Source organism: Sorangium sp. So ce836 (assembly GCF_028553905.1).
Taxonomy (GTDB): Bacteria; Myxococcota_A; Polyangia; order Polyangiales; family Polyangiaceae; genus Sorangium; species Sorangium cellulosum_D.
Genome location: NZ_CP102233.1, coordinates 11434679 through 11461190 on the forward strand (window position 1 = coordinate 11434679; position 26512 = coordinate 11461190).

Annotated in this window: 26 protein-coding genes; 11 read left to right on the forward strand and 15 right to left on the reverse strand. The window is 73.0% G+C overall.

Annotation, left to right across the window (positions count from 1 at the left end):
* Window positions 1–88 precede the first annotated feature (88 nt).
* The gene (locus NQZ70_RS41695) at window positions 89–1486 is read left to right on the forward strand and encodes an MFS transporter (protein WP_129579189.1); all 1398 of its coding nucleotides are present in this window, start codon (window positions 89–91) and stop codon (window positions 1484–1486) included.
* A gap of 76 nt (window positions 1487–1562) precedes the next feature.
* On the opposite strand, the gene NQZ70_RS41700 is transcribed toward NQZ70_RS41695, so the two are convergent.
* On the reverse strand, window positions 1563–2408 hold the full coding sequence (locus NQZ70_RS41700) for a fibro-slime domain-containing protein (protein ID WP_129579190.1): 846 nt from the start codon (window positions 2406–2408) through the stop codon (window positions 1563–1565).
* Between the two features lie 283 nt (window positions 2409–2691).
* On the opposite strand from NQZ70_RS41700, the gene NQZ70_RS41705 reads away from it, so the two are divergent.
* The 4 genes from NQZ70_RS41705 (at window position 2692) to NQZ70_RS41720 (ending at window position 6393) form a co-directional block, all read left to right on the forward strand.
* A complete protein-coding gene (locus tag NQZ70_RS41705) occupies window positions 2692–2922 on the forward strand; it encodes a DUF1080 domain-containing protein (RefSeq protein WP_237244533.1) in 231 nt (76 codons plus the stop codon).
* A 353-nt stretch (window positions 2923–3275) separates the two neighbouring features.
* Window positions 3276–3824: a hypothetical protein gene (locus NQZ70_RS41710; protein ID WP_129579191.1), complete on the forward strand. Its 549-nt coding sequence runs from the start codon at window positions 3276–3278 to the stop codon at window positions 3822–3824.
* 104 nt (window positions 3825–3928) lie between these two features.
* On the forward strand, window positions 3929–4645 hold the full coding sequence (locus tag NQZ70_RS41715) for a hypothetical protein (protein ID WP_129579192.1): 717 nt from the start codon (window positions 3929–3931) through the stop codon (window positions 4643–4645).
* Window positions 4642–6393, forward strand: coding sequence for a KGGVGR-motif variant AAA ATPase (locus tag NQZ70_RS41720; protein WP_129579193.1), 1752 nt, complete (start codon window positions 4642–4644; stop codon window positions 6391–6393). The genes NQZ70_RS41715 and NQZ70_RS41720 overlap by 4 nt, the downstream gene beginning before the upstream one ends.
* A gap of 132 nt (window positions 6394–6525) precedes the next feature.
* On the opposite strand, the gene NQZ70_RS41725 is transcribed toward NQZ70_RS41720, so the two are convergent.
* The 5 genes from NQZ70_RS41725 to NQZ70_RS41745 all read right to left on the reverse strand — a co-directional run bounded on the left by NQZ70_RS41725 (window position 6526) and on the right by NQZ70_RS41745 (window position 10844).
* Complete coding sequence (locus NQZ70_RS41725) at window positions 6526–7833, reverse strand: hypothetical protein (protein ID WP_129579194.1); 1308 nt, start codon at window positions 7831–7833, stop codon at window positions 6526–6528.
* Window positions 7830–8747, reverse strand: a complete 918-nt coding sequence (locus NQZ70_RS41730) for a hypothetical protein (RefSeq protein WP_129579195.1) — start codon at window positions 8745–8747, stop codon at window positions 7830–7832. Before NQZ70_RS41730 ends, NQZ70_RS41725 begins: the two co-directional genes overlap by 4 nt.
* Window positions 8744–9577 carry a hypothetical protein gene (locus NQZ70_RS41735; RefSeq protein WP_129579196.1) on the reverse strand — a complete coding sequence of 278 codons (834 nt, stop codon included), beginning with the start codon at window positions 9575–9577 and terminating at the stop codon, window positions 8744–8746. The genes NQZ70_RS41730 and NQZ70_RS41735 overlap by 4 nt, the downstream gene beginning before the upstream one ends.
* Window positions 9552–10361, reverse strand: a complete 810-nt coding sequence (locus NQZ70_RS41740) for a ParA family protein (RefSeq protein ID WP_129579197.1) — start codon at window positions 10359–10361, stop codon at window positions 9552–9554. The genes NQZ70_RS41735 and NQZ70_RS41740 overlap by 26 nt, the downstream gene beginning before the upstream one ends.
* A gap of 66 nt (window positions 10362–10427) precedes the next feature.
* Entirely contained in the window at window positions 10428–10844 is a 417-nt protein-coding gene (locus NQZ70_RS41745) for a hypothetical protein (RefSeq protein WP_129579198.1), read from the reverse strand.
* 282 nt (window positions 10845–11126) lie between these two features.
* Here NQZ70_RS41745 and NQZ70_RS41750 point away from each other — a divergent pair, with 282 nt between their 5' ends.
* The 4 genes from NQZ70_RS41750 (at window position 11127) to NQZ70_RS41765 (ending at window position 16080) form a co-directional block, all read left to right on the forward strand.
* Window positions 11127–13739, forward strand: coding sequence for a TonB family protein (locus NQZ70_RS41750; RefSeq protein ID WP_129579199.1), 2613 nt, complete (start codon window positions 11127–11129; stop codon window positions 13737–13739).
* Window positions 13736–14521 carry a hypothetical protein gene (locus tag NQZ70_RS41755; RefSeq protein WP_129579200.1) on the forward strand — a complete coding sequence of 262 codons (786 nt, stop codon included), beginning with the start codon at window positions 13736–13738 and terminating at the stop codon, window positions 14519–14521. Before NQZ70_RS41750 ends, NQZ70_RS41755 begins: the two co-directional genes overlap by 4 nt.
* Complete coding sequence (locus tag NQZ70_RS41760) at window positions 14518–15033, forward strand: hypothetical protein (protein ID WP_129579201.1); 516 nt, start codon at window positions 14518–14520, stop codon at window positions 15031–15033. The genes NQZ70_RS41755 and NQZ70_RS41760 overlap by 4 nt, the downstream gene beginning before the upstream one ends.
* Window positions 15034–15156: 123 nt before the next feature.
* A complete protein-coding gene (locus tag NQZ70_RS41765) occupies window positions 15157–16080 on the forward strand; it encodes a hypothetical protein (RefSeq protein WP_237244534.1) in 924 nt (307 codons plus the stop codon).
* A 67-nt stretch (window positions 16081–16147) separates the two neighbouring features.
* Here the strand turns inward: NQZ70_RS41765 and NQZ70_RS41770 are convergent, their stop codons facing one another.
* The 4 genes from NQZ70_RS41770 to NQZ70_RS41785 form a co-directional block, all read right to left on the reverse strand.
* Window positions 16148–16792, reverse strand: coding sequence for a hypothetical protein (locus tag NQZ70_RS41770; protein ID WP_165374427.1), 645 nt, complete (start codon window positions 16790–16792; stop codon window positions 16148–16150).
* A gap of 107 nt (window positions 16793–16899) precedes the next feature.
* A complete protein-coding gene (locus NQZ70_RS41775; protein WP_129579203.1) occupies window positions 16900–18090 on the reverse strand; it encodes a hypothetical protein in 1191 nt (396 codons plus the stop codon).
* Window positions 18087–19397 carry a FecR family protein gene (locus NQZ70_RS41780; protein ID WP_129579204.1) on the reverse strand — a complete coding sequence of 437 codons (1311 nt, stop codon included), beginning with the start codon at window positions 19395–19397 and terminating at the stop codon, window positions 18087–18089. The genes NQZ70_RS41775 and NQZ70_RS41780 overlap by 4 nt, the downstream gene beginning before the upstream one ends.
* The gene (locus tag NQZ70_RS41785; RefSeq protein ID WP_129579205.1) at window positions 19390–20034 is read right to left on the reverse strand and encodes an RNA polymerase sigma factor; all 645 of its coding nucleotides are present in this window, start codon (window positions 20032–20034) and stop codon (window positions 19390–19392) included. The genes NQZ70_RS41780 and NQZ70_RS41785 overlap by 8 nt, the downstream gene beginning before the upstream one ends.
* Window positions 20035–20259: 225 nt before the next feature.
* Here NQZ70_RS41785 and NQZ70_RS41790 point away from each other — a divergent pair, with 225 nt between their 5' ends.
* Window positions 20260–20499 carry a hypothetical protein gene (locus NQZ70_RS41790; protein ID WP_207217617.1) on the forward strand — a complete coding sequence of 80 codons (240 nt, stop codon included), beginning with the start codon at window positions 20260–20262 and terminating at the stop codon, window positions 20497–20499.
* Window positions 20499–20954, forward strand: a complete 456-nt coding sequence (locus NQZ70_RS41795; RefSeq protein WP_165374429.1) for a type II toxin-antitoxin system VapC family toxin — start codon at window positions 20499–20501, stop codon at window positions 20952–20954. The genes NQZ70_RS41790 and NQZ70_RS41795 overlap by 1 nt, the downstream gene beginning before the upstream one ends.
* A 126-nt stretch (window positions 20955–21080) precedes the next feature.
* Here NQZ70_RS41795 and NQZ70_RS41800 read toward each other — a convergent pair whose 3' ends face one another.
* The 5 genes from NQZ70_RS41800 to glgC all read right to left on the reverse strand — a co-directional run bounded on the left by NQZ70_RS41800 (window position 21081) and on the right by glgC (window position 26104).
* Window positions 21081–22073, reverse strand: coding sequence for a hypothetical protein (locus tag NQZ70_RS41800; RefSeq protein WP_129579207.1), 993 nt, complete (start codon window positions 22071–22073; stop codon window positions 21081–21083).
* Window positions 22073–22831, reverse strand: coding sequence for a 16S rRNA (uracil(1498)-N(3))-methyltransferase (locus tag NQZ70_RS41805; protein WP_129579208.1), 759 nt, complete (start codon window positions 22829–22831; stop codon window positions 22073–22075). Before NQZ70_RS41805 ends, NQZ70_RS41800 begins: the two co-directional genes overlap by 1 nt.
* The gene (locus NQZ70_RS41810) at window positions 22828–23781 is read right to left on the reverse strand and encodes a 50S ribosomal protein L11 methyltransferase (RefSeq protein ID WP_129579209.1); all 954 of its coding nucleotides are present in this window, start codon (window positions 23779–23781) and stop codon (window positions 22828–22830) included. The genes NQZ70_RS41805 and NQZ70_RS41810 overlap by 4 nt, the downstream gene beginning before the upstream one ends.
* 122 nt (window positions 23782–23903) lie before the next feature.
* Window positions 23904–24599, reverse strand: a complete 696-nt coding sequence (locus tag NQZ70_RS41815; protein WP_129579210.1) for a metallophosphoesterase — start codon at window positions 24597–24599, stop codon at window positions 23904–23906.
* A gap of 236 nt (window positions 24600–24835) precedes the next feature.
* Complete coding sequence (gene glgC, locus NQZ70_RS41820; RefSeq protein WP_061621780.1) at window positions 24836–26104, reverse strand: glucose-1-phosphate adenylyltransferase; 1269 nt, start codon at window positions 26102–26104, stop codon at window positions 24836–24838.
* Window positions 26105–26512: the final 408 nt, after the last annotated feature.

Sequence of the window (26512 nt, forward strand, 5' to 3'; positions counted from 1 at the left end):
GGCGGCTCTCGGTGAAGCGAGCGGGCGGGCGCGAAGGCGTAGCCGCTGGTGCGGGGGGCCGTTATCGTCGGCGGCCGGAGGGCGATCCATGCCTGCTTGGCTCAATCAGCTGCTGCCGATCCTTCTGCTGCTCGCGGCCATCGCGGTCGTCATGCGGCGGCTGCCGAAGATCGACCTCGGACACTCGGAGGAGTTCAAGCGCCGGCGGCTCCTCAACTGGTTTCCGCTCGGGCTCACCTACGCCTTCCTCTACATGGGGCGGTACAACTTCTCCGCCAACGCGTCGGCGCTCGACGCGATGCAGCTCGTCAGCAAGCAGGAGTTCGGGAACATCGACGGCTGGGGCTCGGCCGTCTACGGGGTCGCCTTCCTGCTGAACGGGCCGCTCACCGATCGGTGGGGCGGGCGCGCCACCATCCTCCTCGCCGCAGGCGGCTCCGCGCTCATGAACCTGCTCATGGGGGGCGCCGTCCGCCTCGCCCAGGATGGACAGCTCGGCCACGACGCGGCCATCACCGCGATGACCGCGCTCTTCGCCGGCAACATGTACTTCCAGAGCTTCGGCGCCGTATCCATCGTCAAGGTGAACGCGCCCTGGTTCCACGTCCGCGAGCGCGGGATGCTCGGCGGCGTCTTCGGCATCCTCATCTCGCTGGGGCTCTACTTCGCCTACGACTGGAGCCGGTTCATCGCCAGATACCTGCCGATGCCGTGGGTCTTCTACGTCCCCGCCCTGCTGCTGCTCGGCTTCCTCGTGCTCGACTTCTTCCTCATCCGCGACACGCCGGGCCAGGCGGGCTTCCAGGACTTCGACACGGCCGACGCGTCCTCGGGCGACACCGGCGAGCGCATGGGCGCGATCGAGGTCGCGCGGCGCATGTTCTCGCAAAGGGTCATCTGGATCATCGTCGCCATCGAGTTCTGCAGCGGCTTCCTCCGCAACGCCGTCATGAAGTGGTACCTCATCTTCGCCGACAAGACCGGCCTCAAGGGCTTCGTGTCGACGCACTGGGGCGTGCTCCTCTGCATCGCCGGCATCCTGGGCGGCGTCTTCGCCGGCTTCATCTCGGACCATGTGTTCGAGTCGCGCCGCGGCCCCGTGGCGTCGGTGCTGTACGCAGGGCTCGTGATCGGCGCGGCGGTCGTCCTCTTCACGCTGAGCCTGCCCGTCGCGGGGTGGACCGTCGTGTTCATGTCCCTGTGCGTGATCGGCGTCCACGGCATGCTCTCCGGGACCGCGAGCATGGATTTCGGCGGAAAGAAGAACGCCGGCGTCGCGACAGGCATCATCGACGGCTTCGTCTACCTGGGCACGGCGGCGCAATCGTTCCTCTACGGGAGCATCCTGCCCTCGGGCGACGCGGCGAAGGACCCAGGGAACTGGATGCCATGGCCCCTCGCCATGCTCCCGGTCGCCCTCGTCGGCTTCGCGCTGGCGACGCGCGTGTGGAACGCGAGGCCGCAAAGACGAACGGCGGCGCACTGACGCGCGGCGCTCGCTCCGGAGCACGGACGCGCGCCCTCATCCGACCCCACCCGTGCGATCGAGGGCGGCTCCGCCGCTACAGGATGATCGGCTCGCAGTTCGTGTACTTGAGCGTCGAGATCATGAACGTCGATCCGCCGCTGCGGCGCTCCGCGAAGAAGATGTCGAGCGGGTAGTCCTCCCCGAGCTCGAGGCCGAGATCCTCGGCCATCGCGTCGAGATCGAGGGTGTCGAACATGGCGCCGTGGACCCCGCCCAGATCCATCACCAGCTGGTTGTTGATGAACACCCAGATGTCGTCATCGCCGCCGAAGATGAAGTCGTCCCCGCCCCTGTACCTGAAATTCATGTGGAGCTCGAACGTGAACCCGTAATTGTGGTCCCTGTCCTGGTTGCCCCAGCCTTCGCCGTCGATGGGGAAGAACTCCCTGCTGGAGAAGAGACGAAACTCGCCATCGCTCACGTCGAGGGGGACGATGAACCGGATCGAGCGGTTGACCTCCGGGACGTCCCGGAACCATTGATCGAAGTACTCGGGCCCGGTCGTGTACTCCGTGGCCCCCTCGTGGGCGTACACCGGCTTCTGGTCAGGGCCGAGCACGGGCTCGACGATTCCCGGTAAACCCGTGCCCTCGAAATGCTCGAAGTCCGGGTGCCCGCCGGGCGTGTCGTGGGCCTTGAAGTCGCGCACCACCCCTTCGAGCCGCGGCGCGCAGCCGGCTTGCCCGCCGCTCGAGGAGGACGCGCCCGGGAAGGAGCCGCCGCCGGCCGGCGAAAAGTCGCCGCCCAGGCCGGTCCCGGAGGAGCCGCCGCCCGTCCCGGAGAGGTCGATGGTTTTCCCGATGATCTCGGGGGTCGCGGTGCACGCGGCGAGCGCGAACGCCGAGAGGAGGATGGCTAGCGATGGTGGAAGACCTGACACGGCACGGCTCATCTTCAGTGACGCCGTATAGCATATCGGGTCGACGCGCGCCCGCGCGTCGACTGCTCCACAGCCTCTGCCTGCGGAGCAACCGTCGCGAGGCGAGGCTGCCACGCCGTGTTCGTGCAAGGTCGCTACGAGCTCCAGGCGCTGGATTCGCACGGGATCGCCGTCCCTGGCACGGGAGACTGCGGCGCGGTGTATTGCCAGCTCGCGCCGCTGTCGAACGCGTGCCGGCCCGCTCAAGTGGCAGTCGTACGATATCGTCTTTCGCGCCGCCCGGGTGGCAGGCGGCGGGGAGGTCGTCGAGCCGGCGCGGCTCACGCTGCTCCACAACGGGGTGGTCATCCACAACAACGTGGCGCTCCGGGGCCCCACGCAGGGCGCGGGCGACGAGGACGAGGGCGCGCCGGGGCCGCTGCGGCTCCAGGATCACGGAGATCCGGTGCGGTACAGGAACATCTGGCTGGTGCGCCTCGCGCCGAGGGGATCGGAGCGGTACGAGCCGGGGTGAGAGGGCGGCGGGGGCGGCGGCTGGTCGTGTCCTCGACATCCGACCGAACGCGAGGATCGGCCGTCCGGCGCCGCTCACGCGGCGAGGTAGGTCTACGCGACGAAGCTCGGCCTCCTCGGGCCTTGTGTTAGGCTCCTCCCGATGTCGCTGCTGGACTCTCCCGACCCGCCCACGCACCCGCCGTCAAGCGGCTCAGGACCAGGCTCCGGGCGGGCAACACGGAGGCGCGTGCGGTACTCCTGAACCTGATGGAGGAGGACCGGGTGCCGAGCAGTGGGCGAGCCGCATTCCACGCCAGGCTGACCAGCTCGACCAGCCGGCTCGCGCGCGCTCGGCTCGCGGAGGCTGCCCGTGTGGCGCCGAGGGTGCTCGCCGTTCCGTCGCCTCGTCCTCCCACCATCCAGGGCGACTGGTGGCACCACGTGACGCTCAAGGCGCTCCAGGCATACAAGTACCTGTCCCGAGCCGTGAAGCGCTCGCGGCCACCGCCGCGCATCCCGCTGGCTCGACCCATCGGCCAGAGCGCGAGCGGCGCCGGCGTCTCCGTGTGGATCACGAGAGACACGGGAGCAGATGCGGACGACCTCCGCGACCGCCTCGGCCTCTGCACGATGAAGAGCGGCAATCATCTCTATCGGATCCGTATGGCCGTGAGCGCCGCCCCGAGCCGACCGCTCTACATCCCGACCGCCCTCGACGCCGGCTGGTACCCCGCGTGGCGGCGCCCGGACGCTGGACACAACGCCCCCTGGGGCCTGACGCGGCACCTCCGCACCGATGCGCCGTCCGAGCCGGAGCTACTCGTGCTGCCGGACGCCGCCGACCCTCGCGAGGCGCGGTATGTCGGAGAGGTCCGGACCGCTCCGCCGCGGGGTTACCTCGCCAAGCGGAGGCTTCCGTGAGCAACGCGTCGACGATCACGGGGCTGAGCGCGGCGAAGCTCCGCGCGTGGCTGCTCGCGCGGATGCGCGGGAAGGAGGTGGACCCGCCCGTCTCCGAGCTCCACATGGAGAGCCCGGACGACTACGTGGCCACCCTCCACGAGCAGTCGCGCGATAAGGCGTTCCGCGCGCGCCTGGAGAAGGCCGCTGTCGCCGCGCTCGCGGAAGCAGCCCAGGGAAACCTGCGCGAAGGGCCTGACGCGCGTGCCGTGCGCTATCTGGCCGAGCTCGTGGACACGCTCGATCTACGCGCGGCCGAGAGCTCGCTCCGAGAAATCGCGGAACGGGGCGCGTTCGGCGGGCATGACGGCGCGCTCGACCACGACGCGGAGGAGCTCGTCCTCTTCGCGCTCGCAGGGCTCCAGACGCCGGGCGAGCTCTATTTGAAGTGGCTCGCTGTCTGGCAGCGCGAGCTGCCCCGCCTGTGGCCGGTAGTCACGGCCGGACTGCGCATCTCCGACCCGGAGCGGGCCCTCGGGATCCTCCCCGAAGCCGTCGAGCGCGCTCGCTCATATCATGACTTCCCGCTGGGCGACGTCCTCTGGGCATTCGCCACGGATCCGATCTACAAGCCGGGCGCCATCGCCGGCGCGCTGGCAGGTCTTTCGAGCGAAGTGCGCCGGCAATGCCGCGATGCGCTGGCGGCGCTCGGCGCCGAGAAGAACGAGCTCGATGCGTGGTTGCCCGACCGCGGCCCCGAGGGCTCCACGACGCCGGCCTGGGCACGCCTCAAGAAAGGGCCGGATCTGCCTCCGCGCCTCTATGACAAGGCAGCAGCATGATCTTCACTGAACCCAACCGCCGGGTGCTCACGTTCTACTCCTACAAGGGTGGCGTCGGGCGGACCATGGCGCTCGCCAACGTCGCCTACCGCCTGGCGAACACACACGGGCTGAGGGTGATCGCCGTCGACTGGGACCTGGAAGCACCCGGACTTCACCGCTTCTTCGGCGTCTCGCCGGATGTCGCTGGCTCGACCGGCGGGATCCTCGACTACTTCGTCGCTTGGCGCGATGCCGTGGCGCGAAACGACCCCGAGCCGCCGCCCGAAGTGGAGCGCGTGCTCGACTGGCTTATCCCCATCACCGATGAGGACCACGCCCCCAAGTTCGGCTCGCTCCGGGTGCTGCTCGCCGGTCGGCTCGACACGACCTACGGCGATCGTCTCGCGGGGCTTCACTGGCAGGATTTTTACTCCCGGGCAGAAGGTTCCGCGGCCGTGGAGACTCTGCGCGAAAGGCTCGTCGAGAACGCCGACGTCGTGCTCATCGACAGCCGCACGGGCCTGACGGACATCGGCGGGATCTGCACCATCCAGCTCCCCGACGGAGTGGTGCTGTTGACCGCGCCGAATCATCAGTCGTTCGAGGGCACCGAGCGCGTTGCGCGTGCCATCGCCCGGGCGCCGGAGAGGGAGCGGGCAAGCCGCGACAAACCCCGCGTATGGCTCGCCGTAAGCCGTGTGCCGCTCGTAGAGGAGAGCTACCTCGCTGACGGGTGGTTCCGCGAGCATGCCAAGCTATTCGAAAAAGGCCTTCAGGAGGGCTTGTGGCTCAGGGAAAACCATCCTGACGGGATCCGGACATACGTGCTCCCGCACAGAGCACGCTGGGGCTTTGAAGAGAGGGTTCTACGCGAGGGGGGCCTGGTAGATCCGAAGGATCCGCTGGTGCTCGCGTATGAACAGCTCACCGCGACGCTCCTGCGATGGCTCCGGAAGGAGTCGGTCCCGCTCACCCCACCCCTCACAGTTCCATCCGAGTCATCTCACCCGAAGGACATTGCAGCTCTCCAGGCGGAGGCTGCGGCAGCAGAGCGCAGAGGAGACCTCCTGGGTCTCGCCATCACCCTTCACGAGCTGGCGGAGGAGCTGGGAAAGGCGAAGAGATACGAGGAGGGAATCCGCAAGCTCGAACAGGCGATCGGCATTTTCATGTCGCGAGGAGCGTACGCGGAGCACGCGCGCGTTTTGCACAAAGTCGGCGAGCTGTTGATCGGGACTGGACGCCTAGACGAAGCCGAAGAGGCACTGAGAAAAAGCGCGATAATCGCACGACAAATCGACGAGAAGCTCACCGAGTCTCGCGCGCTTCTTTCACTTTTGATGCTGCGAGCCCATCGAGGTGCCACGCGAGAAGCGGCGGACTTACTCCTCGACCTGGATGCAATCAGATCACGCCTCAGTCCAGGCGATTCGCTCCACATCCCGATTCTTTTCACCATAGTCCACGGGGCTTATAGGTTGGGTATGAAAGAGCGTGGCGCTGAAGCTTCTCGCCTACTCATGGCTACCGCGCGCGAGACCGGACACGCGGAAGTTGAAAAGGTCGCCGCGGTGGCACTCCTGGAGCTCAGTCCCTGGATGCAGAGCGGAGTTGACGCCCCGGCCCTCCAGGCTCATCTGCCTGAGCAGGAATCCGAGCCGTCCCGGAGCACGAAATCCGAGCAGGACGCGTCGACCCAGCGCCGGACTGGCCGAAAACGAGCGTCGCCGAGCACCACCAAGCGCTCCGGCAGTCGCCCAAAGTAGGTCCAGCTGCCGCAACGCGATGCTTGCCGATCCGCGCTCGCCTGTGCGCAACGGCTCGCAGAGCGAGCGGCAGCACGAACGCCAGTCACGGAATCGTGCTGCTCACAACCGAGATACTCGGCAACGCCGCCATCACCACCGGTCCTCGATCGCCTCCACCCGCACCTCGCACGCGTCGTCCCCCCGCAGCGGCGACTTCGTCTCCTGCACCCGGAACCGCGTCCCGATCTTGAACAGCCCCCCGTACGTCTCCGCGTCGATCGGCCGCTCCGTCCCGAAATCCACGCGGTGGAGCAGCTGCATGATCGCGAGCGCCGTCCCCTGCTGGAACAGGAGCCGCGGCCGCGCCGTGGACCCGTGCTTCATCGCGTAATACGCGCTCTCGTGCGTGATCGGCGCCCGCAGCACCAGCACCCGGCCCGGCTGGAACTCGGGCGCAGAGAGCGCCCCCCACCCGAGCGCGCGGGCGAGCCCGAGCAGCTGCTCGAGCCGCCCGTGCTGATCCCTGCCCACCGGACCGCACACCGCCTCGAACGACGCGGACGCGAGCATCCCCCCGAGCAGATGGAACGCGCCCGTCTGCGCCGCCTCCCGCACCAGCGCCTCGAACACCGGGACCAGCTCCGGAGTCCGCCGCTCGATGAGGTGCACCGTGTCGAACGTCTTCTGATCGATGTACCCCACCGGCAAGAGCGCCAGGTTCACGCCGTACGCCGAGATGAGCCCGCGCTCGTCCGACCGGAGCACCCCGAGCTCCTCCAGCATCGCGTCCCCCGTGCGCTGCGCCCGCGCCTCGGGGCCGCTCTCGGGCTCCCAGCTCACCCGCGCCGACTCGACCCCCTTGCGCGTCAGCGCCTCGCCGAAGCGCGGCCGCTCGGAGCGCCGCGCCAGCAGGAAGGTGCAGACCGCATCGCCCCGCGCGACGCACGTCACCTCGTCGGCGTCGAGCCGACCCCAGTCCGACGGGAACGCGAGGCTCGCCGCCGCCGAGCAGTAGCCGGACGCGAACGCGTCCACGACCATCCGGTTCTGGATAAGGCCGCCGTACTTCGCGAGGAAGCTCGTGCCGTGGAAGAGCGCCTCCGCCTGCACCGCGCCGCCCTCGGCGCTCAGCTCGAAGCGCAGCCGCCCCTGCCCCATCGCGGCGAACAGCTCGGCCGCGAGCTCGAGCTTCTCCTCGGGCGAGGCGCCGTGGCGCGCCGCGTACAGCGGGCCGAGCAGCGCGTGCGCCGCCTCGAACGCCGCCTGCCGGCGCACGCCGCGGCTCTCGCCGCCGAGCGCGTCGAAGATCGTCTGCTCCAGGAAGAGCGAGAAGTGGTGCGAGTGCGCGATCACCAGCTGGTCCGCCACGTGGAGCAGGCAGTGCGGCGCGATCGGCCCGAGCAGATCGCCGAGCGGCCCGTCGATGCGGCCCCGCAGGCCGCGCCGGAGCGCCGTCACAGGAGCCTCCGCAGCGCGGCGCGCTCCAGGCCCAGGATGTCCGCCACCGCCGTCTCGATGAGCACCGTCGCCTCCGCCCCGAGCTCGCCAGGGTGATCGAGCGCGAGCGGCGTCAGCCCGGCGCGCAGGGCGAGCCGCAGCCGCGCGACGTGCGGCTCCGGCGCGCGGGCCTCGAGCAGCGCGAGCAGCCGCTCGATCCGCGCGACCTCGGCCGACGGCGGGTCCGCCGGCGGCGGCGTGCCCCCGGTCCGGCGCGCCGGGATGCTCGACGAGCCCCGCGGCGGCGCGGAGCGCGCGACGCCCCGCACGAGATCGTCCACCGTGTCCGCGCTGAGCGCCTCCTCGAACAGCCCCGGCGGGTCGCTCAGCATCTCCTCGGGCGGCTCCTCGAGCGGCAGCTCGGGCGCGAGCGCCGCGGCCAGCCGCTGCGCCACGAGCCGCGCCATGCCGAGCGGCATCGTGGCGTCGAACAGGCTCGCGACCACGCACGCGCGGACGCGGCGCAGGAGGACGGTCCGGCCGCTCAGCTCCAGGGTGACCACCGGGTCCGGCAGCTCCTCCCCGCGGCCGTGCGAGCCCGGCGGCTTGCTCGACGACCGCGCGCCGCGGCCGCGGCTCGAGCGGGCCGACGCCTCGCGCTCCGGGACGAGCCGCTGCGCGGCGAGCTGGCTCCCGAGGTACGCGTCGCGGAGCCCCGCGGCGACGTCGCCCGGCGAGAGGGCCGCGCCCTCGCGGACGAACAGGGCGTGGACGCGCGCGTCGCTGAGGTGGAACACGACGATCCCGTCGAGGCCGTCGACGCCGTAGCCGATGCTGTCGAGCGCGATCGGCGCGAGCGGATCGTCGTCGTCCAGCGCGCCGGCGACGGCCGCGATCTCACGGTCGAGCGAGGCCTCGCCGTACTCCTCGCTCACCCGACGACCCCGACCGCGGCGTCGAGCGCGTGCCGGCACGCGATGCGGACGGCGTGCGCCTCGCGCGGCATGAGCGGGACCGGGCGCATCAAACCGACGATGTACGCGGCCGAGCGCACCTGGAACCCGATGAGCTGGAAGAACGGCCCGTCGCCGACGCACAGCTCGAACCGCTGCGACGGCGCGCCCGGCAGCGCCGCCACGAGCGAGCCGATCGCCGACGCGATGAGGCCCGAGGCGGCGAGCCGCGCCTCGGTGTCGCGGATCGCGCCGGCGAACGGGAGGCCGGCCGCGTCCGCGAGGAAGACGTCGGCGGCGCCGGTCGCCTCGGCGATCCACTCGATCACCTTCTCGCAGCGCGCGACCGGCCCGCCCGCCGCGGCGAGGTCCGGGAAGCGCGGCGCCGCGCGCCCCGCCGCGAGCGCCTCGACGGCGACGTCGAGCCGATCCGCGAGCGGCTCGCGCGCCGCCGCGAACGAGGCCGACGAGGCGGGCGACGGCAGGTCGAGCGCCTGCCGCGCGTCGCCGTCGTCGGCCGACGGGGGCAGCGCGCTGCGCAGGCCGAGCTCGCCGCCGGCGCCCACGCTCGACATCGGCGAGAGGTCGCTCGAGGGCGCGAGCTCCTCGAACGACGGCGACAGCGGCGCCGCGGACACCGGCTCCACGTCCGCCCGCGCGGTCGGCGGCGGCCGCGAGTCGAACGACACGAGCGGCGCGCCCGCGGGCGCGATCGACGGCGCCTGCCGCTTCCGCGGCTTCGGCTGCTTGACGAGCCCCGCCGCGGTGAGGACGGCGCCGTCGAGGTCAAAGGAGGAGCGAGATCGGGCCATCGTCATCGTCCGGCGAGGTGGGCTCCAGGCGAACCAGCACGTCGTTCGCGAGCTGGTCGAAGACGCGCGCGAGCGGCGGAGGCCGCTTCTGCATGAGCAGGAGCGGCGCCCCGCGCAGAGACGCCTCGAGGAACGCCTCGTCGCGCGGGATGACGGTATCGAGGATGATCCCGTCGGGGAACCGGGTCCAGAGCGCCTCGGCGACGTCGAGCGACGCGGGCGCCTGCCGATCGAACATCGACAGCACCATGCCGAGCAGCGAGAGCCGCGGGTTCTTCTCGGCGCGGACGCGGTCGATCACCGCGAGCAGCTGGCCGACCGACCGGAGCGCGAGCGGCTCGGCCTGGAGCGGCAGGAGCGCGTGCGTCGCGACCTCGAGCGCGCGCGTCGTGACCTTGCCGAGCCCCGCGGGGCAGTCCACGACCACGAGGTCGAAGTCCGGCGCGATCCTCGCGAGCACGCTCGGGAGCACGGGCCCGCGGGCGAGCGCGTCCTCGAAGCCCGGGACCGTCGTGGGGTCGACCCGGCCGACCGTGAGCACCTGGAGCTGCGGATCGCGCGTCCGGAGCAGCACCGACTCGAGGCGCTCGGTGCCCGTGAGCAGCTCGGCCACGCCCGGCCGCGCGCGGTCGGCGAGGCCCAGCGACAGCCCGAGGCTGCCCTGGGCGTCGAGCTCGAGGATCAGCGCGCGGTGACCCGCGCGCGCAAGGGCGAGCCCCAGGTTGAGGGAAATCGTGGTCTTCCCCACGCCGCCCTTCTGGCTCGCGACCGCAATGACGTACATGGGCTCCCCGACGGCGCGCAGTGCCGGCGCCGGAGAGCATCCTAACAGGACGGACGCCGCCAGGGGCTAGAGCAGCGAGATCCGCTTCATCAGCGTGCCGCACAGATCGCTCTGCGGGTTCCGCTCGCGCTCGATCGCGAGGCCGGCGCGGAAGATCTTGTCGGCGCTCTCGAGGTTGCCGAGCACCACGTGGCAGAGCCCGAGGAGCTCGTGATCGCCGGGATCGCCGTGGATCGAGACGAGCTCGGTCAGCGCGGGCACCGCGGCGCGGTGGGCCTCGATCATCGCCTCGGTCGGCGTCGACGGGACGCCCTTGGCGAGGATCATGAGCCGCAGGACCTGCCGCTGGTCCTCGGGCCGGTGCTTGAGAAACTCCGGCTTCTGGAAGAGATCGCGGTAACCCCGGTAGGCGGCGTCGAGATTGCCCCCGCGCGCGTGGGTGACGATGGACTTGACCGCCTGAACGAGCGCCTCATTCGCCATGACGAGACGATACACGGGCCGGCGCCCCGCGGGGAGGCCGCCGCTGCACCGCCGGCGCGCCGCGCGCGTCCGTCGCCGTCGCTCGCACACGCGCGCCCGTCGCCGTCGCTCGCACACGCGCGCCCGTGGGCGACTTCGTCGCCGTCGTGTCGCGGTCGTTCGCGGCCTCTTCCGTGCGCGTCCGTCGCCGTCGCTCGCGCCCGCTCCGAGGCGCCGCGCGCAGCGGGGCGTCGCTTGCGGCACCGCTGTGTGCCGTGGTAGTCGCCTGGGGCTCAATTGCCCATGCGCGCGCCCCGCTGGCTCTTCGCCTGCTGCCTGTCGACCAACGCGCTGGCCGCGCCGGCGGCGCTCGCGCAGCCCGCGCCGCCGCCCGACGCGGCCATGGCACCGCAGATCCTCGAGCACGTGGACCCGGTGTACCCGCCCGAGCGGCTCGCCGAGGGCGTCGACACGACGGTCACGCTGTTCGTCACGGTCGAGAAGGACGGCACCGTCAGCGACGCGGCCGTGGCCGAGTCCGGCGGCGCCGGGTTCGACGAGGCGGCCATGAGCGCCGTGCGGCGGTGGCGCTTCTCGCCGGCCATGCGCGGCGGCGCGCCGGTGCGGGCGCGGATCCGGGTGCCGTTCCACTTCGCGCCCGGCCCCCACGAGGCGCCGCCCGAGCCGGCGCCCGCGACGCCCGACGCTCCGGCGGCGCCCCCGCCGCCCGCGCCGCCCGCGCCGAAGCCGGTGGAGTTCTCCGGGGGCGTCGCGGGCCCGCACGCCGTGGCCGAGCCCGGCAAGCCGATCGAGATCCACGTGCAGGGCCGCCCGAACCCGCCGCGGCGCGCGACGAGCGACTTCCGGATCGGCCGCGCGGCGCTCACCGCCGCGCCGCACGCGAGCGCCGCCGACCTGCTCCGCACCGCGCCCGGCGTCCACGTCGCGCACCCCGAGGGCGAGGCGGTCGCGCAGCGCATCTTCCTCCGCGGCTTCGACGCCGAGCACGGCCAGGACATCGAGCTCCGGGTCGGGCCGATCCCGCTGAACCAGCGCTCGCACCTCCACGGGCAGGGGTACGCGGACCTCAACGTGATCATCCCGGAGGTGGTGCGGTCGCTGCGCGTCGTCGAGGGCGTCTACGACCCGCAGCAGGGCGACTTCGCGGTCGCGGGCAGCGCGTACTTCGACCTCGGCGTCGAGGAGCGCGGGCTCACGCTCAAGGGCACGCTCGGCTCGTTCGGCACGCGGCGGCTGCTCGCGATCTGGGCGCCGGAGGCGCAGTCGGAGGACACGTTCGGGGCCGCGGCGGTGCGCGCCACGGACGGCTTCGGCGACGGCACGCGCGGGGCGGTCTCGGGCGCCGCCGTGGGCCAGTACCGGATGGTCCTGCCCGACGAGTTCTCGCTGCTGCTCCACGTGGCGGCTCACGGCAGCCGCGCGAACCTCGCGGGCGTGCTCCGGCGGGACGACATCGCGGCGGGGCGCGTCGGCTTCTACGACACCTACAGCGACCCGTCGGCCCGCTCGCAGTCGGCCGCGTCGACGCGGCTCCAGGTCGCGCTCCTAGCCGAGCGGGCGGACGACGACGGCTCGCAGAAGAGCGCCTGGCTCTGGGCGATGACGTCCGGGTACCGGAGCCGGATGAACTTCACCGGCTACACGCAGCGCTCGCGCGTGCATCCCGCGTGGGCCGGCCGCGGCGATCTCATCGAGCAGTCGAACGAGGACGCCGCGCTCGGCGGCGGCCTCGCCTACCGCACGCCGCGGGTCCCGCTCGCCTCCTGGCTCACCGGCCAGGTCGCCGTCGGGGTCGAGGCGCAGACCGACGGCATCGACCAGGCACAGAACCTCCTCCAGCCGCCGCAGAACGAGACGTGGGACCGGCGCGTCGACGCGTCGATCCGGCTGACCGGGATCGGCGTCCACGCCGACGCGCTGCTCGAGCTGTCGCGGTGGGCGCGCCTGCGCGGCGGCGCGCGCGCGGACGTACTCGTCTTCGACGTGGACGACCGCCTCGGCAACTTCATCCCGGCGTTCCAGAAGGAGACGCACATCGAGGGGTTCCGGCGCACGGCGGCGGGCGTCGCGCTCGGCCCGCGGGTGACGCTGGAGGTCGACCCGCTGCCCGAGCTGCGGCTCTCCGCCGCGTACGGCCACGGCTACCGCTCCCCGCAGGCGCGGCAGCTCGAGGAGGGCGAGAACGCGCCGTTCGCGACCGTGCGGAGCTACGAGGTCGGCGCGACGCTGCGCCCCGGCGGCGGCCTGAGCGCGACCGCGGCCGCCTACGAGACGCGCCTCTCCTACGATCTCGCGTTCGACGCGGCGGAGGGCGGCCTCGCGCGCATCGGCCCGACGACCCGCCGCGGGCTCGTCGTCTACCTGCAGGCGGCGCCGAGCCCGGCGCTGACCGCGGGCGTGAGCGCGACCTTCGCCCACGCCACGCTGGACGCGCCGCCGCCGCCGACGCCCGAGAACCCGACGCCGCCGTACGTCGAGGGGCAGCAGCTGCCGTTCGTGCCGCCCGTGGTGGTGCGCGCCGACCTCTCGGTGAAGCGGCCGCTCGTCACGATCGCCGGCCGGCCGATCGTGGGGCGGCTCGGCTACGGCGCGACGTTCCTCTCGCCGCGGCCGCTGCCGTACGCGCAGACCGCCGCGCCGCTCCTCGTGATGGACGCGTCGCTCTCGCTTCGCCGCAGCCTCCGCCTGCGCGCGGGCGGCGACCCGGCGCAGGAGGGCCCCTGGATCGAGGTCGGCGTGGAGGCGCAGAACCTCCTCGACGCCGAGCACGCGGACACGGAGTACTCGTTCGTCTCGAACTGGCAGACCACGCCGCTGCCGTCGTCGCTGCCGGCGCGGCACATCAGCGCCGGGCCGCCGCTCACCATTCTCGGCAACGTGACGCTCTCGCTATGAACGCCCGCAACGACCGCCTGTCCGCCCGCTGCATGCTCGCCCTCGCGCTCTCCGCGGCGCCGGCGCTCGGCTGCGCGGGCACGGGCCAGCCGGAGGTCTCGTACCTCGCGGTCGCCGAGCCCGCGCCGCCCGGCGAGATCGCCGCCGGCGCCTGGACGGTGGTGCTCGACGAGGCGTCGGTCGCCTTCGGGCCGGTGCAGTTCTGCGCGGCCGCGTCGGGCTCGGCGACGCTCTGCGGCACCGCCATCGCCGAGCTGCTCTCGATCGCGCGCGTCGACCTGCTCGATCCCGGGCCGCAGCGGCTCGGTCGGGTCCGCGGCTTCGAGGGGGAGATCCGGAGCGCGTCGTTCGACTATGGGATCCACTGGTTCCTGACCGAGGCCGCGCCGGTGCGGTCGCCCGAGGCGCCCGGCGGCCACTCGGCGCGCCTGCGCGGGCGCGCGACGCGGGGCGCGGACGTGCTCGACTTCGTGGCCGACGTCGACGCGGTGCCGCAGTTCCAGGGGCAGCGCGCGGTCCCGAGCGTCGCGGCCGCGGCGACCGTCGGCGCCGAGCCGGTGCGCCTCGCGGTCCGCTTCGACGTGGGCGCGTGGGTCGCGCGGGTCGACTTCGACGCGCTGGCCGAGCGCGCTGGCGGTGACGGCGCTGGCGGTGACGGCGCTGGCGGTGACGGCAGGACACTCCGTGCGGCGATCGCGCCGGGGTCGCGCGCGCACAACGCGCTGGTGATCGCCATGACGGCGCAGAGCCCGCCCGAGCTCGTCTGGTCGAGGTCGCCGTGAGGGGTCGCCGCGGCGCCGGCGCGCGCGCCTTCGCGCCGGCGCCGCCGCGGCCGCTCCCACGACGGGCGCGCCCTCGCGCGGGCTCCAGCGCGCTCTGCCTGGTGCTGCTCGCGCTGCTCGCGCAGCTCTGCGGCCTGACGCACGCGCTCTTCGTCCGGCACGCCCGCTGCGAGCACGGCGAGCTGGTCCACGTGGGCGCGCTGGTCCACGCCGGCCACGCGGTGGGCGCCGCCCGCGCCGCGCCGCGCGCCGAGACCGCGGCGCCGCAGCCGGCAGACGGGCGGGCGCCCGGCCCCGGCGATGAGGTCGCCGAGGAAGGCGCGCTGCGCCACGTCGACCACGATCACTGCGACGCGTTCGCGCTGCGGGGCCAGCTCGGCGCGCCGGTTCACCGGGTGGCGGAGGCCACCCTGCTCGAGGTGCTCTGCCTCGACGCGCTCCGGCCCTCGCCGGAGGTCCGCCCGATCCCCTTGTTGATCCTGGCGCCGAAGAGCTCTCCGCCCGCGGCCTGATCGGCGAGGCGACAGGGTGATGCGGGCGCGGCGCGCGCGGGGGGCGCGGGGCTGCGCTCGCCGGGCGCGCCCGTGCGCGCTCGTTCGGACTTTCAACGAGTGAGGAGCTGGATCATGCGGAGAATGGAACAGGCAACGATCGCGGTCGCGGCGTGCGCGCTCGCGCTCATCCCGGGGTGCGGAGGCGACGACGGCGGCGCGGGGTCCGGGACCGGCACCGTGCAGATCTTCGTGGAGCCGGAGGACACCATCCCCGAGGGCCTCGAGCCCGGCACGGGGGCGGAGAACATCGCGGACGGCTGGAGGGTCACCTACGATCGATTCCTCGTGACCATCGGCAACGTGCGCGCGGCGCGCTCGGACGCGCAGGAGACGCTGAGCGATCCCTCGGTGTTCGTGCTCGACCTCAAGAACGCTCCGGCCACGCGGTACGTGATCGCGGAGTTCGAGGGCGTGAGCGCCGTGCGCTGGGACCGCTTCGGGTTCGACCTCCCGAACGCGCGGGAGGGCGCGAAGACGCTCGCGCCCACCACCGAGGACGACGTCGCTTTCATGGTCGAGAACGGCTACTCGGTGTTCTTCGAGGGCTCCATCGAGAAGGACGACGGCGAGTCGTGCCCGCCTTCCGGGGAGTGCGTCCCCGCGAAGGAGGTGCGCTTCCGCTGGGGTCTCTCGGCCGGCACGTCGTTCGACGACTGCGCGACCGAGGACGAGCTGCCCGGGTTCAGCGTTCCGACGGGCGGGACGATCGCGGTGAAGCCGACCATCCACGGCGATCACTGGTTCTTCGACAACATCACCGCGGGCGTGGAGCTCACGAAGCGCTACGCGCAGTACATCGCCGACTGCGACCTCGACGGCGACGGCGAGACGACGATCGAGGAGCTCAAGGGGGTGAAGGTCGCCGACGTCTTCGGCCAGGAGTACAACCTCGCCGGCGCCCTCGGGCAGCTCGAGACTGCGTACGACTACGTGGTCGCGCAAGCGCGCACGCTCGGCGACTTCCAGGGCGACGGCGAGTGCCCGAGGCGCGCGGTGCTCCCGTGATCGGCTGACGGTGCCCGGCCGCGCCGGTCACGACCGGCGCGGCGCGCCTGGGCCTCGCGTCAGCGGGTCATCGAAGGAACGTCCGTGCGCAGCACCCGAGGCTGAGCCTGCAGAGCTGGCCCGGTTCCTCGCAGGTGCCGACCACGGCGCGATCCACGACGCACTCGCACTCGAGCACGTCCTCGGAGTTGAACTCGCAAGTGAAGCTAAGAAAGTGGCCATTGCAGGGGGCCTCGCAATAGCAGCCGTTCTCTTCACCTCCGCAGTAAACATGGCTGTCGCAGTTCGGCACGGGCGTCCATCCACCGCCGCCGCCGACGTCGCCGCCGCCGCCGACGCCGTAGAACCCGCCGCCGACGCCGCCGACGCCGCCGACGCCGTCGTACCCGCCGACGCCACCGACGCCGTCGTACCCGCCGACGCCGCCGACGCCGCCGACGCCGTCGTACCCGCCGACGCCGCCGTACCCGCCCACCCCGCCGCCGACGCCGCCGAACCCGCCGACGCCGACGCTCACCACGCTGGATCCAACGGCGCCACTTGCGTCGGGTGAGCACGAACCGGCGCTCGATGAGCCGCTGTCGACGCAGGGCCCCGTGCCCGCACCGCCGGTGACATTGACGACATCGATCACCTTGACGTCGCACGCGGACGTGATGAACAGCGCGGCCGCGGCGAGCCGCATGAGGAAATCAAAGGCAGAGTTGCGCATGGTCCAATCCCCCTCGTGGAGGTTGCTTAGGCGTCCAGCGGTAAGTGGAAGTGACGCCGCCGCGATGGCTCACGAAAATCGAGTCTCGTGAAAGAAGGCTCTGCGCCTCAATAGCTCAGCTTGAGCCCGACGCAGGAGAGCAGCGCGGGGCGGCCGGTGCGCCCCACCTCCGTGCCCGCGACGGCCAGGACCGGCTCCGTCGCGAGCAGGACCACGTCGAGCTGCGCCAGCGCGGTGAGCTCGGGCGTGATGCGAACCCCGAGGCCGCCTCCCAGGGCGAGCCCCGCCGTGACGAAGTCCTGGTGCCTCCCCTCCGCTGGGAGGCTCGCCTGGCCATCGATCGAGGCGTGATAGGCCCCCACCCCGAGCGCGATCACGGGATAGAGCCGCGCCGCTTCCGCGTCGAAGGCGTAGGCGAGCCCCACCGTCGCCAGCGTCTGCCGCAGCGTCACGCTGCCGGCCGGTGCGTCGAGGCGATGTTCGAGGATCCCTGGAACGAAGGTCGCTCGCAGCGAGAGGCGCGCCGCCAAGGCGTGCTCGACCCGGAGATACACGGAGGAGACGCCCCCGAGCTCGCCGATGAGGTGCGCGGAGCCTGCTTCGAGGCTGTCCCGGCGTAGCTCGGCCACGCGGGGCGCCGCGTTGGCCTCGTGAGGAGCGCGCCGCTCGGGCAAGGCAGGTCCGCCCCCGGTCGGCCCGTTCGCCGCCCCGGCGGCCTCCCGCGCCGTCCGGGCACCGGCCTGCGCCGCCCCGGCGGTCTCCTTCGGTGGCTCGGCGGCCTCCTTCGCTGGCTCGGACAGCGCTCGCTCGGCCGGCGGCGACGCCTGCGCGATCCACCGCGCGATCTCGGGCGGCAGCTCCCGCCTGCGCGCGCCAATCACCTCGACCAGGCTGGCGCGAAGCAGCTCGGCCGAACGCACGGCGAGATCGCTCACGGCGTTGGTCACTTCCGGGTCGCCGAGCTCCACGCGCCGGACGACCGTCTTCTTCATCACGTGGTCGGCGACCCAGATGTCGGCCGCCGCGCCGCGATCGGACTCGAGGATGGCGATCGCCGCGAGCGTCCCGTCCGCCCCCTCGACCTGCGCGCGCCCGTCGGTGCCCGAGGTGCCCTCGGCGGAGCGGACCGAGAAGCCGACCGCCCGCAGCTCACCCGTCAGGCGGACGGTGGCCTCCTCGACGACCTTTCCAGCGCGCCGCGGGCGCACCACGACCACATGGAAGCCCTCCTCGGCGCTCGCCTCGCAGGGCATGAGGAGCGCCGCGCACAGGGCGAACGCGAGCCCGCACAACCTCATGGAGGGCCGAGGATCTCCACCGCGGCGCCCGCGAACGCCCCGTGCGGGTGGCGCGCGAGGTATTCCTCGGCGATCGGCCGGGCCGCATCTTTGCCACGAGAGGTGCGCGTCACGATCATCTTCCGCCCGAGCGCCTCGGCCGCGAGCGGTCCACCGGGCGACTCGGACAGGTACTGCTCATACCAGGAGATCGCCTCCGCGGGCGAGCCCGCCTCGGCCATGCGGCCGAGGAGGAACGCGGCCGAGCGCGCCTCGGGCGAGCCGGCGAAGCGCGAACGCGCGGCGAGCAGCGCGCGCCGGGCCAGGTCGTTCCGCCCCGTGTAGCGCGCGGCGTCGGCCAGCGCGGCGATCTCGGGCAGCGGGCTCGCGTCGATGGTCGCGTCGATGCCTCGGGCCTCCGCGTCCGCGATGGCCCCGGCGAAATCGCCCCGGGCCACGCGCTCGCGGTAGCTCTGCGGGGCCGGCGCGGCCGCCGCCGGCGCGCCGGTCCTGGCCGGCGCATCGACCCTGGCGGGCGCATCGGGCTCGGGCGACTCGGGCCCGGGCGCATCGGCCATGGCGGGCGCATCGATCCCGGCCGGTGCGTCGGGCTCGACTGGAGCGCCGACGGGATCGCCGGCCTCCGGCGCAGACGCATCGATGTCGGCCCTCGGACCTGCGATCGTGAGCTCGCGGCGGCCGGTGTCGGCGACCAGGCGCTGGCCGCCCTGGAGCGTGACGCCGCCCCAGACGAGCGGACCGCGGACCGCGACCGAGCCGCTCTGCACGGTCAGCTCGATCCGCTCGTGCTGCCAGCGCAGCTCGAACTCCGTGCCCGTCACGGTGACGGTGAACGGCCCTGCCTCCGCGACCCACTCGGCCTCCGGCAGGTGCACGACCTGGAAGTGCGCGGCGCCGCTCTCGAGGTGGATCTGCGCGCCGCGCTCCGTCACGGCGGCGATACGCCCGCGCGCCCCCGGGGCGAAGCGGATGGTCGTCCCCTCGCTGAAGCGCGCCGTCGCCCCGCTCGCCTCCGCGAGCACGTAGCTGTCCGCGGGCGCGGCGTCGTCGATCCGGTAGCTGAGGCGCGCCGCCGGGCGGAGCCAGACCAGCCCGAGGATCAGGAGCAGCGGCGCGAGCACGGCGGGGACGAGCCAGCCCCGCCGCGACGCGAGCGGCAGCACGGGCCGCTCGACCTCCTCGATGAGCCGCGCGCGCCCGCGGGCGAGCGCGGCGTCCGTCCGCGCGACCGCCCCCGCCTCTCGCGCCAGCGCCGTGAGCCGCTGCAGGGCGACCTCCGGCGGAACCTCGGGCTTCGGCTCAGCCATCGCTCGCCTCCTCCGCGGGCACGACGTAGGCGGCGAGGAGCGGATCTCGCTCGGCCATCGCGTGGACGCGCGCGGTCACCTTGGCCAGGTGGCGCTTGGCCGTGGCCAGGGACATCCCGCTCGCCTGCGCGGTCTCGGCGAGCTCCAGCCCCTCGATGTGGCGCAGCACGAAGAGCAGCCGCGCCCGGTCGTCCAGCTCGTCGAGCATCGCGTAGAGCCGCGCGACCGCCTCGCGCGCGCCCTCGTCGACGCCCGCGGCGGGCTCGTCGGGCAGCACGCCGCTGTCGGTGAGCGAGAGCCATCGCCGGAACCGCCGGCGCCGCAGCGCCGACCGCGCCACGCGCACGGCGATGCCGAGGAGGAACGGGCGCAAGGCCGCGGGATCGCGCAGGTTCTTCACCTCGCGGAAGAACTGCAGGAACGTCTCCTGGGCGTGGTCCTCGACGTCCCCGCCCGGGCCGAGCACGCGGCGGAGCAGGCCGTGCACGAGCGCGCCGTAGCGGTCCCACACGGCGCCGGCGGCGCCCGGCTGCCCCTCGGCGGCCGCGCGGGCGAGGCCGGCGTCATCCAGGTCGGCCAGGGGGCTCGCGCGGACGAGCGTGAGCCGGGGAGCGAGGGCTGGGCTGGACAGGAGCACGGGAACAGGAATAGGTGGTCGCGAGGGGGCCGCGCTGGCTCAAAAAAGAGACGAGGGGGCGCTCGCCGCGCTCAACCCGCAGAGGGCGCTCCGGTGGCTGTTCCTCGATCGGGCTTTCGCCGGCCGTCATGGCACACTCAGGGCACGATGCAGGCAGCGACCAAGATCCAGATCACGATCCCGGTGGATCGTCGCGTCGAGCTGAAGCTCCCGGAAGACCTGCCCGTGGGTCCGGCCGAGGTGATCGTCCTCGTCTCACTGCCGAACGCACCGGCGGACCGGCTGGCCGCCGAGGAAGGCCTGCTCGACGCCGAGGCCGAGATGGCGCTCGATCAGGATGGCCGTTTCCGCACGGACGGCGGGCTCGTCGTCTTCGAGGCGAAGCTCGCTCCCGAGCTCCAAGACGAGCTGGACCATCGACGCGATCGCGAAGAGCGGCTCGAAAAGCTCGGCGAAGAGCGGTGATGAAGGTCGCCCTGGACACGTCCGTGCTCGTGGCGGCCATCGTGGGCGGTCACCGCCACCACGCGCGGGCGCGATGCTGGCTCCTAGCGATAGAGAACGGACAGCTGCAAGGGACTGCAAGCTGGCACGCGATGAGCGAGACGTGGTCGGTCCTGACCCGGCTCCCGGTAACGCCAAAGATCGCGCCTCATGCCGCGTGGGCGGCCGTTCGACGCCTTCGCACGATGCTGGACCTGATACCGCCGACGGAGCGCATCTACCGTGCAGCGTTGGCCAGATGCACGGGACGTCAGCTCACGTCTGGTGTCGTGTTCGACGCTCTTCACGTCGTGACCGCGGAAGAAGCACGCGCAGATGCCCTGCTCACCTTCAATCACGCGGACTTCGTCCGGCTGGTCGGCAAGGAGAGCCTCAGGATCATCGTCCCGCCAGATCCGCCTTCGGTGGTCCTATGATCGCGTTTCTCTGAAGGCAGAAGGCATCCGGGGTCTTCGCCACCGCATGCACGGCGGCGGCATTCGGCGGCTTTCGACGCCCAGCAGTCGATCGTCCGCGCGCGTTCCTCCCGCTCCGGCGTACGCCTACCGCGCCTCGTGCTCGCGCCAGAAGGCGAACGCCTCGTCCAGGTAGACTTCCTTGGCGCCGTGCCCGACCGGGTGCTCGGCGACGCGCACGGGCCATCCCGCGCCGCGCAGGACCTCGGCGAGGGCGCGGGCCGAGCGGCCCACCGAATCGTGAGCGCCGAAGCCGATGTAGAACGGCCTGGGCGCGAGCGTCGCGAGCTCGGGCGTCGCCCGGCCTCCGCCGCCGGACATCGCGCCGAAGCCGTCGGCGTCGATCCCGCCGCGCAGCGCGAGCGCCGCGGCGAAGAACGCGCCCGACGACGAGCCGGCGACGTACACCCGCGAGAACGCGACGCCGGCGATCTCCTCGAGCGTGCGCCGCTTCTCCGCGAACGTCGCCACGAACGCGGCGGCGTGCTTCTCGTACGCCGGCCCGCCGGTCGGCCAGCCCCACCAGCGCGCGTACCCCTTCGGCGCGAGGCCGACCTTGCCGCGCGGCATCAAGGCCGCGACGCCCGCGCGCCGGGCGGCGCGCGACACGACCGTCTCGAAGTTGGTCTTCTGCTGGCTCTCCTTCCCCGGCGGGACGATCCCGTGGAGGTAGATGAGCAGCGCGCGCGTCGGCGCGTCGGGCAGCACGTAGCAGGTCTCCTCGTCGAGCGCGTCGACGCCGTCGATGCACCAGTCCGTCTCGACCCGCGGCGGGCGCGCTCGAGGCCACGGCGCCTGCTCGGGCGGCGCGCTCGCGGGCGCCGCGGCGGCCGTCGGGATCGGCGGCGGCGCCGGGCCTCGCTCCGCTTGCGCCTCGGCGCGGAGCGGGGCGAGCGCGGCGCCGTCCTGCGGCGGCGCGCGCCCACGCCTCGGCGCGTCCGCCGCGCCGTTGCACGCGCAGGGGGCGACCGCGAGCGCGGCGGCGAGCCGCGCGATCCACCGCGCGGCCGAGCCGGAAGAGGCCCCCATGACGCGCGGGCCGACGCCGGCCAGCGCGCCGCTCGCGGCGGGCCGGCCCATCACCCCCCGCGCGCGTCGCTCACCGCGATCAGCGCCCCGAGCGCCGCCGCGCACACCGTCTCGGTGCGCAGCGTCAGCGCGCCGAGGCGCACGCGCTCGAACCCGAGCGCCGCGCACACGCCGAGCTCCTCCGGCGTGAACCCGCCCTCCGGACCGACCGCGAACGCCGCCTCCACCCCCGGCGAGAGCGCGCCGAGCCGCGCGCCGAGCGGCGTCTCCGCGTAGGGATCCAGCACCATCCCCAGCGCGCCGCCCTCGCCGGGCCGCGACGCCCCCGCCGCCTCGAGCGCCGCCGCGAGGCTCATCGGCGCGTCGACGCGCGGCGCGTCCCCGCGGCCGCACTGGCGCGCCGCCTCGACCGCGATCCGGCGCCACCGCTGGCTCCTGTCCTCGCCCGGGCGCGCCACGCTGCGCGCCGAGATCGCCGGGATGATCCGCGTCGCCCCGAGCTCGGTCGCGTCGCGCACCACCGCGTCCATCTTGTCGCCCTTGCCGACCGCCTGGATCCACGTCACCCGCCGGCCCGGCCGCAGCGCCGCCGGCCGGGGCGCGTCGATGCGCGCCGCCGCGCTCTTCCGGCCGATCGACTCGAGCGTGGCGTCCGCCTCGACCCCGAGCTCCGGATCGAACACGACGAACCGGTCCCCCTCGCGGAGGCGGTGCACCCGCACGACGTAGCTCGCCGCCTCCGGCGGCAGCGCGATCACGCCCGCCGCGATCGACCCGAGCGGCACCCGCAGCAGCCCCTGGCCGCTCATCCCGACGCGGGCGCCGCGCCGCCCGGCGCGCGGAACAGGAGCGCCACCCAGCCCTCGCCGCCCGCGTCGCCCCGCCCCGCCGCGCGCTCGCCCCGCCCCGACGCGGGATCCGGCCGCGTCGCCACGTGCGCGAGCGGGTCGGGCAGCGAGGTGTACCGCGCCACGAGATCGTCCCGCTCGCTCTCGAGGATGCCCGACAGGATCAGCCAGCCGCCCGGCGCGAGCACGCGCGCGAGCTCGGGCGCCATCGGCCGGAGCACCCGCGCCTCGATGTTCGCGACCACCCACGGGAACTGCCGCGTCACCTGCTCGACCACGCCGGCGCTCGCCTCGATACGGCCCTCGAGGCCGTTGCGCGCCGCGTTCTCGAGGACCACCTCGATCACGTCGTCGTCGTTGTCGATCGCGACCGCCCGCTCCGCCCCGAGCAGCAGCGCGACGAGCGCGAGGATCCCGCTGCCCGTGCCCACGTCGAGGATCTCGCGGCCGCGGAGCTCGGCCGCGTGCTCGTCGAGCAGCTCCGCCACGAGCCCGGTCGTCGCGTGCAGGCCCGTGCCGAACGCCCTCCCCGGCTCGAGCAGGAGCAGCCGCTCGCCCTCGCGCTCCGGCGCGCGCTCCACCCACGGCGGCACCACCGTGATCGTGGGCGTCAGCGCGAACGGCGCGAAGTGCTCCTTCCACGCGTCGCGCCAGGCGTCGCCCACCACCTCCTCCAGCCGCGCGGCGAGCGGCGGCTCGAGCTCCCCGAGCGCCGCGATCGCCGCCTCCGCCTCGCCGTGATCCTCGAAGCTCGCGACGAGCGTCACCTGGCCCGAGCGCGCGCCGCGCACGAGCGTCTGCTCGTCGCGCTGCTCGACGCCCGAGGCGCCCAGCTCGAAGAGCGCGGCGGCGATCTCGTCGGCCTCCGGCTCGGGGACATCGACTGCAACGAACGGGTATCGAGGCTCCACCTGGCTTGCTCCGTGACGGGCCGCCAGCCTGAAGAGCGGCGGCGGCGCGCCGCGAGCCTAACGAAAATCCCGCGCGGCGGGGCCGCCGATCGTGCGGAAGCCCTGGAGGACACGGAGCATTTTTAGCGGCCCACGTAGCGGCGGCGCGCGGGGACCGAGACGAGCACCTCGCCGCGCAACGCCGGCGGCGGCACGCGCTCGCCGTCGTGGAGCACCATCGCGGTGAGGCGCCCCCCGTAGACGGCGCCCGTGTCGATCCCGGTCGCCCACGCGTGCATCTGCGGATCGCTGCGCGCGTTGTGGCCGAACACCACGTGCGGCGGGCCCTGGTAGGTCTGGCCCCACAGCGTCTTGCCCCCGCGGCGCTCGACCGGCTCGCCGTAGCGGCCGAGGCAGCGCACGTACATCAGCGTGTGCGGATCCTGCCGCTCGATCGGCAGCCCGGGGATCAGCCCCGCGTGGACGACGCGGAGCCCGTGCTCCGGCAGATCCAGCCAGTACGGCAGCGTCTCGAGCCACGCCCAGTCGCGCTTGCGCAGCTGCTGCGCGGTCTCCTTCGAGAGCTCCCCCAGCGGCTCGCCGCGCGGATCGCTGCGCCCGGCGCGCCAGCGGAGCAGCCGATCCTCGTGGTTGCCCCGCACCGAGATCGCGCCGAGCTCCCGGAGCAGATCGAGCGTTCCGCACGGATCCGGGCCGCGCACGATCAGATCGCCGACCATGACCACCCGATCGCCCGACGCGAAGCCGACGTGCTCGATCAGCCGCGCCAGCTCATCCCGGCAGCCGTGGACGTCACCAATGATGATCGTGCGCGGCATCGCACACCCAACGTAGCAGGGACGCCCGGCTCAGGGGGCCTCCAGGCCCCGGAACCCCCCGAGCTCGGCGGCGCCCTCCCAGCGGCAGCGCCCGCCGCCGCCGGGGGTCACGAGCCACATTTTCCTTGAATTTCGGATAGCTACGACGGTGTCGCCGGCCTCCACCGCCGCGGCCGGGCGGGCGGGCGGGCCCAGGATCGGCGCCGGTCGCCGGTGCGGCGCGCCGGTCAGGAGCGTTACGGAGAGTCGATCTTCGCGCGCTTCGGGATGACGACGATCCCGCCCTCGCTGACGAACCACTTCTTGCGGTCCTCCTCGAGGTTGAAGCCGATCTCGGCGCCGGCGGGGATCTCGACGTCCTTGTCGATGATGCAGCGACGCAGCTTGACGTGGCGCCCGATCTTGACGTCCTCGAACAGCACGCACTCCTCGATGTGGCTGAAGGAGTTCACGCGGACCCGGTTCGAGAGCACGCTCCGGTGGATCCGGCCGCCGGAGATGATGCACCCGAGCGAGACGAGGCTGTCCGTCGCGATGCCGACGCGCGCGTTCGCCTCGTCGCGGAAGACGAACTTGGCGGGCGGATCGTGGCTGATGCCCGTCCGGATCGGCCAGCGCGGGTTGTAGAAGTTGAACGCCGGCTGGATGCTGACGAGATCCATCTGGGCCGCCCAGTAGGCGTCGATCGTCCCGATGTCGCGCCAGTACCCCGCGCCCTCGTCCTCGCCGGGGACGCGGTTCTCGTGGAAATCGTAGACATAGACGCGGCTGCCGCTCTTCACCATCCGCGGGATGATGTCGCGGCCGAAGTCGTGCGCGCTGTCCTCGGTCGCGGCGTCCTGCTCGAGGACGTCGAGCAGCGCCGGAGTCTTGAAGATGTAGTTGCCCATCGAGGCGAGGCACATGCCCGGCCTGCCCGGCATGCTCGGCGGATCCTGCACCTTCTCGTGGAAGGCGATGATGCGCCCCGCCTCGTCGCACTCGATGACGCCGAAGGCGCGGGCCTCCTCCTTGGACACCGGGATGGCGGCCACGGTCACGTCGGCGCCGCGCGCGAGGTGATCGTGCAGCATCTGGCGCACGTCCATCTTGTAGACGTGGTCGCCGCCGAAGATGCAGAGGTGCTCGGGCGACTCGTCGGTGATGACGTGCTGCGTCTGGTAGACGGCGTCGGCCGATCCCTTGAACCAGCTCTTGCCCGTGCGCTGCTGCGCCGGGACGGTCTCGATGAAGCTGTCGAGCATCGGCGACAGGCGCCAAGCTCGGGCGATGTGCTCGTCTAGCGACGCGCTCTTGTACTGCGTGAGGATCTTGATTCGGTGCAGGCCGGAGTTGACGAAGTTCGAGAGGACGATGTCGATGATCCGGTAGCGGCCGCCGAACGGCACGGCCGGCTTCGCCCGGTCGTGCGTCAGGGGGCCGAGCCGGCGGCCTTCGCCGCCAGCGAGGATCATCACCAAAACCTTCGACGCTTCGAAAGCGGCGCGCAGGGTCGTCTCGCGCATGGGACGGAGAGGGTACTCGATCGATGTTGCCAGCGCGAAGAGCGGAAACGCGCCCTCCGCGGTTTCACGGACACCCGAGGGCCGGGAGAACGCCGCGAAGGCCCGCGTAACGAGCGCGCCCACGTGCGTAACGAGCGAGCCGGCTGCCCTCCCCCGCGCGGCCTGCGCTGCGGCCAGCCCGCGCGCGTCGGAGGCCCCGCGCGCTCCCTCGCCGGCCCGCGATCGGCCGCTCCGGCGGGGGGAGCGTCGACCTCCGCCGCGGCGCGCCGCCGCGTCGCCGCCCGATGAAGAGAGGGGGACGTTTCCGTTTCTCTTTACGATCCGCTCGCGGCCGTGTTAGCCGTTTCCGCCGCCGCGCGCGCACGCGAGAGGCGCCTGATCCGCACGCGGCGCACCGCCGTCCGGAGG